The sequence below is a fragment of the Nocardiopsis oceani genome (assembly GCF_054777395.1).
This window is the reverse complement of sequence record NZ_BAAHAR010000090.1, coordinates 1-10,840: the sequence shown is the minus strand read 5'-3', so window position 1 is coordinate 10,840 and position 10,840 is coordinate 1. Positions and strand designations below refer to the sequence as shown.

General features: G+C 68.2%; 13 protein-coding genes. 12 read left to right on the top strand and 1 reads right to left on the bottom strand.

Annotated features, from left to right (window positions below):
• Window positions 1–165 precede the first annotated feature (165 nt).
• Entirely contained in the window at window positions 166–936 is a 771-nt protein-coding gene (locus tag ACYVDG_RS32035; protein ID WP_460763677.1) for a GntR family transcriptional regulator, read from the bottom strand.
• 342 nt (window positions 937–1,278) lie between these two features.
• Here ACYVDG_RS32035 and ACYVDG_RS32030 point away from each other — a divergent pair, with 342 nt between their 5' ends.
• The 12 genes from ACYVDG_RS32030 (at window position 1,279) to ACYVDG_RS31975 (ending at window position 10,828) form a co-directional block, all read left to right on the top strand.
• Window positions 1,279–1,491, top strand: a complete 213-nt coding sequence (locus tag ACYVDG_RS32030; protein WP_460763674.1) for a hypothetical protein — start codon at window positions 1,279–1,281, stop codon at window positions 1,489–1,491.
• The gene (locus tag ACYVDG_RS32025) at window positions 1,488–1,679 is read left to right on the top strand and encodes a hypothetical protein (RefSeq protein ID WP_460763671.1); all 192 of its coding nucleotides are present in this window, start codon (window positions 1,488–1,490) and stop codon (window positions 1,677–1,679) included. Before ACYVDG_RS32030 ends, ACYVDG_RS32025 begins: the two co-directional genes overlap by 4 nt.
• Complete coding sequence (locus ACYVDG_RS32020; protein ID WP_460763668.1) at window positions 1,672–1,806, top strand: hypothetical protein; 135 nt, start codon at window positions 1,672–1,674, stop codon at window positions 1,804–1,806. Before ACYVDG_RS32025 ends, ACYVDG_RS32020 begins: the two co-directional genes overlap by 8 nt.
• Window positions 1,803–2,996 carry a hypothetical protein gene (locus tag ACYVDG_RS32015; RefSeq protein ID WP_460763665.1) on the top strand — a complete coding sequence of 398 codons (1,194 nt, stop codon included), beginning with the start codon at window positions 1,803–1,805 and terminating at the stop codon, window positions 2,994–2,996. The genes ACYVDG_RS32020 and ACYVDG_RS32015 overlap by 4 nt, the downstream gene beginning before the upstream one ends.
• 127 nt (window positions 2,997–3,123) lie before the next feature.
• Complete coding sequence (locus tag ACYVDG_RS32010) at window positions 3,124–3,402, top strand: hypothetical protein (RefSeq protein WP_460763662.1); 279 nt, start codon at window positions 3,124–3,126, stop codon at window positions 3,400–3,402.
• A complete protein-coding gene (locus tag ACYVDG_RS32005; RefSeq protein ID WP_460763659.1) occupies window positions 3,399–3,659 on the top strand; it encodes a hypothetical protein in 261 nt (86 codons plus the stop codon). Before ACYVDG_RS32010 ends, ACYVDG_RS32005 begins: the two co-directional genes overlap by 4 nt.
• Entirely contained in the window at window positions 3,652–4,023 is a 372-nt protein-coding gene (locus ACYVDG_RS32000) for a hypothetical protein (protein ID WP_460763654.1), read from the top strand. The genes ACYVDG_RS32005 and ACYVDG_RS32000 overlap by 8 nt, the downstream gene beginning before the upstream one ends.
• A 67-nt stretch (window positions 4,024–4,090) precedes the next feature.
• A complete protein-coding gene (locus ACYVDG_RS31995) occupies window positions 4,091–6,106 on the top strand; it encodes a hypothetical protein (RefSeq protein WP_460763651.1) in 2,016 nt (671 codons plus the stop codon).
• A 148-nt stretch (window positions 6,107–6,254) separates the two neighbouring features.
• The gene (locus tag ACYVDG_RS31990; RefSeq protein WP_460763646.1) at window positions 6,255–6,731 is read left to right on the top strand and encodes a hypothetical protein; all 477 of its coding nucleotides are present in this window, start codon (window positions 6,255–6,257) and stop codon (window positions 6,729–6,731) included.
• A 572-nt stretch (window positions 6,732–7,303) separates the two neighbouring features.
• Complete coding sequence (locus tag ACYVDG_RS31985) at window positions 7,304–7,930, top strand: nucleotide-binding protein (protein ID WP_460763641.1); 627 nt, start codon at window positions 7,304–7,306, stop codon at window positions 7,928–7,930.
• Window positions 7,927–8,229: a hypothetical protein gene (locus ACYVDG_RS31980; RefSeq protein WP_460763634.1), complete on the top strand. Its 303-nt coding sequence runs from the start codon at window positions 7,927–7,929 to the stop codon at window positions 8,227–8,229. Before ACYVDG_RS31985 ends, ACYVDG_RS31980 begins: the two co-directional genes overlap by 4 nt.
• Window positions 8,230–9,505: 1,276 nt before the next feature.
• Window positions 9,506–10,828 carry a protein rep gene (locus ACYVDG_RS31975; protein ID WP_460763629.1) on the top strand — a complete coding sequence of 441 codons (1,323 nt, stop codon included), beginning with the start codon at window positions 9,506–9,508 and terminating at the stop codon, window positions 10,826–10,828.
• The last annotated feature ends 12 nt before the right edge of the window (window positions 10,829–10,840 follow it).

Genomic DNA, 10,840 nt, shown 5'->3' with positions numbered 1-10,840 from the left:
ACTGCTGGCGAAGGTCGGGCTGTCGGCGGAGACGGCGCAGGAGTGGGTTGATCAGGAGCGGACTCTGCTGCCGCACCGGGGTAAGCGCCCCGAAGTTGAGGTCATCCGGGCGTAGGAACGCAGAAGGCCCGCCCCTGTTGGGGCGGGCCTGCCTGACGGGGTGGGTTACTCCGGGACGGGGAAGCGGTAGTCGAAGCTCGCCATGTCGCCCCGGATCACGAACTTGGTGACGTCCAACGGCCCGTCCTCGCAGTGGTACGTCCGGATGACCTCGAAGACGGGAGTGCCGGTCGGGATCCGGAGATGGCTGGACTCAGGGCCATTCGGCATACGGGTCGCGATCTCCTCCTGGATGTCGACCACGCGGGACAGCGCGTTAATCCTCGCGATGTGGCCGCCGGGACCTTCGCCAGCCACGATTGCGGGAGACCGTTCCCCGGTGCCGAGGCTGAAGTAGCTGTCGGCCGACTGGTTGATCACGCCGTCCAGCTTCGTGATTCGGCGGCGGGCGTAGACCAGCTCGCCTTCTTCGACGTCCGGCAGGCGCTCCGCGACGAACGCCGGTGCCGCTACCTGCTCGGTTGAGGATTCCTGCCCCACGGCCTTGCCCTGCTTCTCGCCTTCGGCCTTGAGCAAGGGCTTGGGGTTCTTTCCACCCCACACGGAGCGGCTGTAGCGCTCCAGGCCGTGCCGCCTGACAGGGACGGCTTCGCGCACGAACGTGCCGGACCCCTTCCGACTGATGACCGCGCCCTCCTGCCGGAGGAGCTCGACAGCGCGGCGCGCCACCATCTCGCTCACGCCGTACTGCGATCCGAGCGCGGCCAGAGTCGGGAGCTTCTCGCCCGGAACGAGATGCCCGCGGGTGATCTGGTGTCGCAGGTCGTCGGCTATGCGGACCTGCATCGGTCGGGCATCAGTCGTGTGCTCATCCATGCCCTCAGCCTACCCAATGTTCGCGGCTTCGTATACGAGACTCTTGCCACGGGGGTCAGTGTGTGTTTTCATGCTCGTATCCGAAGATACGAACTTCGGAAGCGCCCGGTCGCAGACTCCGGCCCTCCCTGACTTCGGGGGTCGTGTGGAAGCCCGCATGGTGCCAGCTGCTTGATGAACCGAATAGCAACACCGCAGGCCAGCCCCCTCACCACGGGGTTAACCGCGATGGATCACCGCAGCACGCTGCGGCCCGCCCCGATGGTCTGCACACCTGCCCACACGAAAACGGCCCCAGCGGATGCACCCGCTGAGGCCCGAACCGACAGAGGAGACCTGCCGGTGAAGACCATGATGCCGCGTCTGACAGCCACTCAAACCCCCACTGACCTCGACGTGGCCGCGCTCGCGCACGTCATCGACAACACCCACGACCACGAGCTGTTCGCCGAAGTCCTCCCCGACGAGAGCGCGCCGGAGCTGGCCGCCCGGCAGGCTGCCGCCGCCGACATCCTCGACAGCCTCCTGGGTGAGATCGCGGGGTGGTCCGAGTGACCCCGGAGCTGCTGCCCGTCGTGATCGCGACCGCTGTGGTGGTCCTGCTTCTCGTCCTCGGGGCACTCAAGGTCGCCGCCAGCTACCGCAAGGTGCGCTCGAAGCTGCGCCGCATCTCCCGAACCCGGCTGGTTCTGGCTCAGCAGACCCGCCGCCGGACCAAGAAGGGGGCCCGTCGTCGTGGTTGAGCTGATCTCGCTGTTCGCGCTGTTCCTGACGGCCGCGCTGGTCTACCTCATCGTTGGCAACCCCCTGGTCGACCGCCGCGCCGACCTGGACACCCTCACCCAGCTCACCCGGAAGGACGACCGGTGAACCTCAAAAAGAAGACCACATCCAAGCAGGTCACCGGCGACGTGGTGGCCACCCTCCAGGAACAGGTTCGGCAGGCTCAGGCCCTGGCGTCGGTCCCCGAACAGAAGCTGCTGGCCGATCCGACGCTCAACCCCACCACACGGGGGCTGGCCGACTCCCTGACCGCCGCCCGGCTGCGCACCGAGCTGGAACTGGAGCACCGCCGGGAACTGCGTCGCGCCAAGGAGGCGGACCGCCGCGAGGAGAGGGCCGCCCGCCGGGCCGCCGCCATCGACGACGCCCGCGAGGCGACCTCGAACGAGAACGTGGTCTTGGACATGACCCGCTCTCGGAAGCGGTTCACCCTCGGTGCTCTGGGGGCCTCGCTGGTTTGCTCGGTCGGGTCCGCGATGGGGGTTGAGGCGGTCGCTCAGGCGGCCGGTGCCGCTTCCGGCCTGGGCTACATCGCTGAAGTCACGATGACCGGCATGGCCACCATGGCCATTGCCTGGCGCGGTGGCTTGGCCCGCTCCAACGCCTTCATCAAGGGCCTGCCGGTGCCGGTGCTCAACGCCATGATCGTGATCCCGCTGATCGCGTCGGTCGTGGCCAGCACCGCCGGATCTGGGCTTATCGGGGCTGTCTGCTCGGTCGGCGCGGCCCTGTTCGCCTGGATGGCGTACCTGATCTCGGTCACCGGCGCCGAAGCGGTCACGCAGGCGGTCAAGCGGATGGATATCGAAGCCGCGCGGGCCGCCACGCTCACCGCCACCGAGGTGCCCGCTCACACGGAGACGCCCCGTGCGAGCACTCTGCCCCGCCGAACTCCCGGGGACGGCCTGGAAGAGGTCGGAGAAGCCATCGCGGAAGGGGCCGCCGACTTCCTGCGCTCACACGGTGACCCGTCCGAGCGCTCGCATGAGACCGCCCGCTCGCACGGCGAGATCGAGTCCCCGGCCGATACCGAGGACACCGAGGTCAGCCCGTCTGAGCACCCGTCCGAGCGCCCTCGCTCACACGGGGAGGACGACCGGCCGCTGACCGCTCAGGAACAGCGCCGCTTGAAGGGCCTGGAGAACCGCCGCAGGGTCGCGAACCACCTGTACGAGCACCCCGACGCCACCCACGGCGAGATCGCTGACGAGCTCGGTTTGGGGGAGTCCACAGTCCGCCGAATCCGCAAGGAGCTCGACGGAGGGTCCACCTCATGACCGACCACCGGCCGGTGCCCGAGCCCGAGCGGTGCCGCGAACCCCGCCGACACCGGACCCCCGACAACACCCGTTGCCCGCTCTGCGCTGACCAGCTGCCGCTTCCTGGATTCGAGGAGATCGCATCATGACCTGCCCCCAGCCCTCCATGACCGTCCGCATCGACGTGATCGCCCTGCTTCGCCGGACCGCCCACGGTGTCCGCCACATGCGCCCGACCGATCTGGCCATCCGCGCGGTGCTGCTCGTGGGCTGCCTGGTGGCGGCCGTCTGGATGATCCACCGCGGGGAGGTCGTCTGGCCCCTGGTGGTCGGTGCGGCCGGTGCGCTCAGCCTCGCGACTGACGCCGTTGAGCTGTACGCGGTCGGCGCGGTCTGCGACCGCCTGGCGGAGGAGGAGCGGTGATCCGCACCGACTGGCGCACCCGCCTGCGAGCGGGTGCCGCCTTCGCAGATCACCTGCTCTGCCACGCCGACTCGATCATCTCCGCCTGGCTGGACATCCGCCCGCTTCGCCACACGCTGGCCGACGCCGCCGGATGGTTGGGCCGCACCTGGCGCACCCACCTGGACGCCGCCCGAATCCGCCGACACGGCCCCGGCCGGGGCGTAATCGCTGTCGTCATCAACCACCCCAAGACCGAGGAGACCAACCGTGGCTGAAACCGAGCGTGGCGAACTCAAGCGCATCATGGCGGACCTGGAAGCGATCGAGTTCGAAACCGGCTCCGACATCCGCCGCTACCTGGAGACCACCCGCAAGCTCAGCCGGGCGATCTCGATGGAGCTGCTCTTCTCCGCCCAGGAGCTGGAGGCCGCACTCAAGGAGCTGCCGCCCGGATCGGGTGAGGGCCGTCTGGCCATGCGCAAGAAGGCCAAGTCGGTGTCCCGGCACCTGCGACGCGCTGCCGAGGCTCAGCAGCTCGTAGGCGCGCAGGCCACCCGCACCTGGGGCAGCCTGCATAAGCACTTCGAGTACCTGGTCAAGCGCAAGAAGAGCAAGAAGGTCCTGGACCTGGGGTCCTGACACCACCGAAGAACCTAGGGGGGCCGCCGGGGTGCGGCCCCCGACCCATCACACGAAGGAGAAGAAGATGGCTCGCAACGAGCTGGTGCGCGGCCGGGACTCTGAGGACACCCGGGATCGGCGGACCCACACCTTCGCTGACTACCTGCGGCCGTGGCTGGCCGCTCCCGCGCTGGTGCCCGCGGGCTTCCTCACGCACTGGATGTGGGGGGACCTGGGGCTGGGCACTGGTCTGGCGGCGGCCGCGATCGCTGCGGCTGGTGGGGTGGTCACCTACGCCGCCCACAAGCTCACTGGGGCGCGCACCTGGTACGCGCACCACATTTCCACCGCGATGACCGGCGGGGCCGCCGCGTGGCTCGCGCTCGCCACCGCGTTCGGTCCGGGTCGGCCGCTGATGGACATGCTGCTCATCGGAGGTTGGGCCGCCGCCGCGATCGCGAACGTGCACCTGTGGGCGCGCGCTCAGGGAGCCCTGGAGGATGGCGCACCGAAGTGGACGCGGCCCTCGTGGGTGAAGGTCTCCGAGAAGCTGGGGTTGCGGGGCGTGAAGATGCGCGTCACCAAGGAGACCGACACCATCACCACCGGACGCCTGGAGTTCGATGACGGCCGGACCGTGGAGGACGTGCAGCACCGACGCAAGGAGCTGGCCTCGATGTACCGCGTCGCGCCGGGCGCGGTGCGCATCACCGAACACCCTGAGCGGGCTGATTGGGGTGAGATCACCATCATCACCAAGAACGTGATGAAGGAGCTGGTCCCGTGGCCCGGCCTGGACCCGAAGCTGACCGGCGCCTCCATCGCGGACGCGCCGGTGGGACCGCTGGGGGTCTACGAGGACGGGATGCCGTTCGATGACGAGCTGGACGACCGGCACACCCTGACAGTGGGCATGTCCGGGTCCGGCAAGTCCGTCTACGGCAAGATCAAGCTGGTCTCGATCGCGGCCCGGCGGGACACCTTCGTGTGCGCGATCGACCTCTCCAAGGGCCGACAGACCCTCGGTCCTGTGGACCGTGCGATCGGGTGGACGGCCTTCGACAAGAAGTCGGCCAAAGCCATGCTGGCCGCGATCAAGCGCGCGGTCACCGCCCGCGCAGATCACCTGGGATCCAAGGGCCTGCCCGGGTGGACGAAGGGGTGCGGGCTGAGCTTCCTGCACATCCTGATCGAAGAGGCCGCCGACCTGGTGGACTTCGACGAGCTGGTGGAGCTGGGTCGGGCTGCCCGGTCCGCCGGAATCCACCTGGAGATCAGCCTCCAGCGCGCTACCTTCGGCAACATCGACACCGACGCTCGGGCGAACTTCGGTGACTCGATCTCCTTCGGAGTCAAGACCGATGGTGACGCGAGTTTCGCCCTGCCGGACTACGTGCTGGAGGCTGGCGCCGAACCGCAACGGTGGATGGCCAACCAGCCCGGGTCCGCCTACGCGGCGGTGCGCCGGGCTGAGGTCGAACGGCACGCCACGCCAATCAAGATGTTCGGCCCGCCGACCACGAGCAAGTCCGACGAGAACCTGGTGCTCACCCCAGCCGCTGAGTCGCTGCCAGACCAGGACAGCAAGCTCGACCCCATCACGCGGGCCGCGTTCGGCACCGTCTATGCCGAGTTCGTCGCCGCCCGCGTCGGCGCTCCGGTGGTGGCCACGGCCACGGCCGACGTGGAGGAGATCGAGGACCAGGAGCACGACGACAACGAGGACCTGGCCGTGGACGACGACCTGGAACCCATCGTGCTCACCACCCCGGACGACGACCCGGAGATCGTGGGTGACATCGACGCCGAAATCCCGCGCCTGGAGGACGACGAGGACTTCGTCCTGCCGACGCGGAAGAAGGGCACTAAGGCCAGCGCGGAAGAGGCCCGCGCCGCATTGGAGAGCCTGGTAGAGGAATGGGGGCCAGGCCGTGAGTTCGGTGCCTTCGAGGCCAAGACCGAGCTGCGAGAGATGGGGGTCGAACGCGGTAAGAGCTGGCTCTACGGCCAGCTTCGCCGCCTGGAGGATGACGGACGTCTGCGCCATGAGGACTCAGGCTCCTGGACGATCCTCGAAACCCGCGAACTGATCGACGCCTGATCAACTGCGTTCCAGACCCTGTCCAGACCCTGTCCAGACCCCGTTCCAAACCCGGTGTCCAAACCCCGTTCCAAACCGGTTTGGACACCCTCTGACCTGTAACACCACGCCGGGGCGTGCTCCCCAACCCAACGAGAGGACTTCCAGGATGACCAACACCGACCGCACGGGGAACCCCATCAACGAGTTCGGTGTCCCGACTGGCCCGATCGAGTCCGACCCCACCGCCGTCTACCACGCCGACGGCACCTTCAAGGGAGCCGATTCCCAGGAAGTCATCCTCCGCGACGCGCTGATGCGGGCCGGTGTCGAACTCGGCACGCACGACGAGCGCATCGTGGAGTGGTTCGCCCGATTCGGGGACTGGTCCACCTTCGCCACCGTGGTCTCCTGGATCGAGCGCGCCCGCCGGACGGAAGACGAGCTTCGCCCCGGCGGCACCCTCCGCCCGGTCGCCCCCGGGCAGTACCGGGTCTTCGCCGAGATGTACGCCGCCGACTTCGACAACGAGGACGACGAGACCCCGCGCCACGTCTGGTCGATCACGGAGCGGGCGGTAACCGAGATTCCCGCCGACAAGTGGACGACTCGACTTCTGGCCACTCTCAGCAAGCACAAGCGCTGACCCGAACCGCTGAGGTCCACCCCATCAGGGGTGGACCTTTTTGCGTTCGTAGACCCGAGTTCGACATCGACGACTTCCCCCAGGAGCTCACCGAGCACCGACCCTCATCGACGACCAGGAGCACGAACACCGAACCACCGAATGACCGACACACCCTTGCATTCCTCAAACGAGGACTCCAGCGATCAAACCTAGGCACTATCAGTGACCCAGGAACATCACACCTAGGCACCATCAGTGTTCGAGGGGAGGGCGCCGGCCGAATCGGCCGGCGGCCCCGGCGACCGAGCACGCGAGTCCGTCCCCCGCCGGCCGAATCCGGATGAGCGCAGGTATCCCCCGGGCGGTGCCCGGGAGATACAAAGGCTCACCGTGTCGCAGGGTCTGTCTGGGGGAGATCGCGGCGCACCATCCCCGCGTCCCCCGACGTGCGGGGGTTGCTCGCTCCGGCGGGGACGGCACCCCGCCCCGATGCAGTGGCGGGGGTGGTGCTGAGTTCAGTAACCACTGAATCCCGTAGTCCAGCAATCCCGTATCGCCTGGATTCCGTATCGGCGCGCTACGGTCGCCGGATGAGACTCTCCATCGCGTTCGCGAACACCAAACCTGGCACCTCGAAGACGACCAGCTCTGTCCTGCTTGCGTACGCACTGCACACGCAAGGCCACCGCGTCCTGCTCGCCGACGTCGACCCCGCCGGGTCCGCGCTCGCATGGAGCGACGCCGTCGGGGGCTTCCCCTTCGACGTCGTGGGTCTGCCGCGCACGAACCCCGGCGGCCGGTTGGCCGACTACGCCACCGGCGAGACCATCGCGATCGTGGACACCCCGCAGGCTGAAGACCACGGCCGCGAGGTTCGGTCCGTGCTGCGGGTGGCCGACGAGATCGTCATCCCGGTCGCCCCGTCCACGATCGAGATGGAGCGCACCTCCGCGATGACCGAGGTCCTGGAGGAAGCGCACGAGACCCGATCGACCCCGGCTCGGGTCGCGGTACTGCTGACCCGAGTGGTCGCCAACGCCAACTCCGGCGGGCAGGCCCGCGATGCCCTGACGGCCGCCGGACACGAGGTACTCGCCACCGAGGTCCCGCGCCGCGAGTTCTACGCACTCGCCTACGGCCAGAGTCCGACCCCGGCCGGGCTGGCCCCGTTCGAGGACCTGAGCAAGGAGCTGCTGACGCGAGCGGGGATCGCATGAGCGCGGCGAAGAAGCCGAACCCGTTCTCTCCGGCGGTCACCTCGCGGACACCGAAGCCGGACGGGGCCGCCGTGAAGCCGCGGGGAGCGACCGCGAAGAAGTCCGACCCTGTGCGGGTCACGATCGACCTCGACCCGGCCGACTACGCCCGGATGCGCAACGCGGTTCTGGAGGTCGGCGTCCAGGCTGACCGGCCGACCCTGCCGCACTCGGTGATGTGGCGGGCGCTGCTGGCCGAACTCGTCGACGATCCGACACTCGCGGCCCGCGTCGCGGAACGCGTCCGCGACGATCAGTGATCCCGTAATCCCGTATCTGAGGAATTCAGTAACGCAGGAACAGAATTCCCAGCTTGACGCTGTACAGCTGGGGATTCTGCGTAGTCGGGGAGTACCGCCATGGCCCCCGCCACCCGGCCAGCCATACCCCCCGCCCTCCTGGCTGGCGGGGGGTTGCTAACGCTCGATTCCTGCTCGTGGCCTACGCAGGGGCAGTCGGCATGCCCCCCGACTGGTGCCCCCAGAGCACTGGATCACTAAAAGTGCCTAGGTGTGTGGCTCTGTGATGGCCTCCGTTGGGGAATGCACGGGCGTGTATTCGTGGTCCTGGTGCTCGATGAAGTCGACTTCAGTCGACTTGGGTGCTGCCTTCGGGGTGGCCGTGAGGGTGCGAGGAACGAGCACGCTCTCGGGGGGTGGTGGTCCATCCCGTCATCCTTCGGCGCACGTAGTGCAAGCCCGCGGGCCGGTGGTCTGACACCGAGCGCAGCGAGGCTCGCGCCCGGAGGGTGTCGGGTGGACCGGGTGGAGGGGCCTGCCGACGAAGGAGGCCGGCGCCCGGAAGCCGCAGCCGCCCGGCGCCTGGAGGGTGTGTCGGACCGCTGGACCGTGGGCTAGGTCTTGACCGACGAAGGGTGACGGGATGGACCACCACCCCAACCCCGACCACAGCAGACCCGCGCTTGAGCGCGAGTCCCCGACCATCCTGGATTCCTGAGGCCCCCCGGAGGGTGCTTTTTCGTCGCGACGCCCAGGCCATCTGGCCTGGGCGTTTTTTGCGGCCTTCGGTGTGACTGGAGAGCACGAGGTGTGGATGTGCGCCTCCAGGCGGCCGGAGTGCGGCAGGATGGCCAGACATGACGAAGGGCCGGGAGTGGAGTCCCGGCCCGAAGTCATCAGAGTGATTCAGATGTATTCCGTTGTTCCGCTGGATGCGGGGTTGCCGCCCCATTTGCATCCGGCCTGACCCGACCGGTGATCGCCGGTCTAGATCGAGTTGCTGATGCATAGCGTACCCGTTTCGCCCGACGGGGCGAAGTCCTTCGCCCCCAAGTCCCGCTCTGCCGCACATGCCGTGCCTGCTGAGCCCACTTCCCACGAGCGCCTAGGTACCAGGGGGACAGTGTTTCCCCCCCCCTCCCCTGGGGCCTCTCCCGTACCGGACAGGACCAGCGGTTTCATTAAGCAGACGCTGGCCGAAGACCGTGCGGCGGAGCGCAAGGCTGAGCGGTTCGCTAACCGCCGCCTCCTCTGGAAGCTGAGCGGTGAGAAGTCGGTCCAGGCGTGCGGCCGTGGTGTGGTCGACTCCGCTCTCGGGGTTGCGATCAAGCGCCGGGCGAATACCGCCTACGTGTCCGGTGTCACCCGCTGCGGTGCGATCTGGCTCGACCCGGTGTGCTCCGCAAAGATCCGGGCGGAGCGCGCAACTGAGATTGCGGACGGCCTGGTGCGCCACATCAAGGCGGGCGGGACCGCGTACATGGTCACGCTCACCGTGCAGCACCACAAGCGCCACGCTCTCGCAGACCTCCTCGAAGCACTCAAGAGCGCGTTCAAGGCGCTTCTGAGCGGTTCGCAGTGGGCGGGGGACCCTAAGCGCGGGAGGCAGGGCGAGAAAGCGCGCATGGGTGTCCTGGGGATCATCCGCAGCATCGAGGTGACCGTGGGCATGAAGCGCCACGGCTGGCACCCGCACATCCACGTCCTGATGCTCATGGGCGCCTGTCAGACCCCGCGCCCCTCGATCCCCCGGAAGCAGATCAAGGACCCGGACACCGGGCTCATGGTGCCGAACCCCGCCCGTGAGGGATGGGTCAAGCCCGAGTGGGATCCGACCCCCATCAGCTACTTCGAGGTTCCCGACCCGACCTGGGACCGGGACGGCATGGACGCCCAGGAGCTGAAGACCGTCGCCGACTTCGAACGGATGCAGGAGCGCTGGACTCGGGTCTGGGAGCGGTGGACGGCTAAGGCCGGGTTCCGCGCGTCGGCCAAGCACGGCGTGAAGTGGGACCGGGTCGAAACCGTCCGCAACGCTGAGGGCCTGGGGGAGTACCTCGCCAAGACGCAGGACGGGAAGAACGTCGGCGCTGAGGTCGCCCGCGGGGACATGAAGTCGGCCAAGGGCAAGGGCAACATGACGCCCTTCGAACTGCTGACCCGCTACCGCCAGCTTCGGAACATGACCGCTGAGCAGATGGAAGGACTCGCGGCCGCCGGGCTGCCGGTCGACAAGGAGCTGGGGCTCATCGCGAAGACGTGGGAGGAGTACGAGAAGGCGACTAAGGGCCGCCGCGCAATGGAGTGGTCGCCTGGACTGCGTGCCGCGCTCGGTCTCGGCGCTGATGAAGACGAACCGACCGATGAAGAGATCGTCGCCCAGGACGAACACGGCGACGCGGCCGCGCACCTGTCGACGTCGGCGTGGGGGAGGATCTGCCGTCTGGGGATGGACTACAAGGTGCTCCGCGCGGTGGAGACGGGCGGACTCGCCGAACTCGCGGTACTGCTGGCGAAGGTCGGGCTGTCGGCGGAGACGGCGCAGGAGTGGGTTGATCAGGAGCGGACTCTGCTGCCGCACCGGGGTAAGCGCCCCGAAGTTGAGGTCATCCGGGCGTAGGAACGCAGAAGG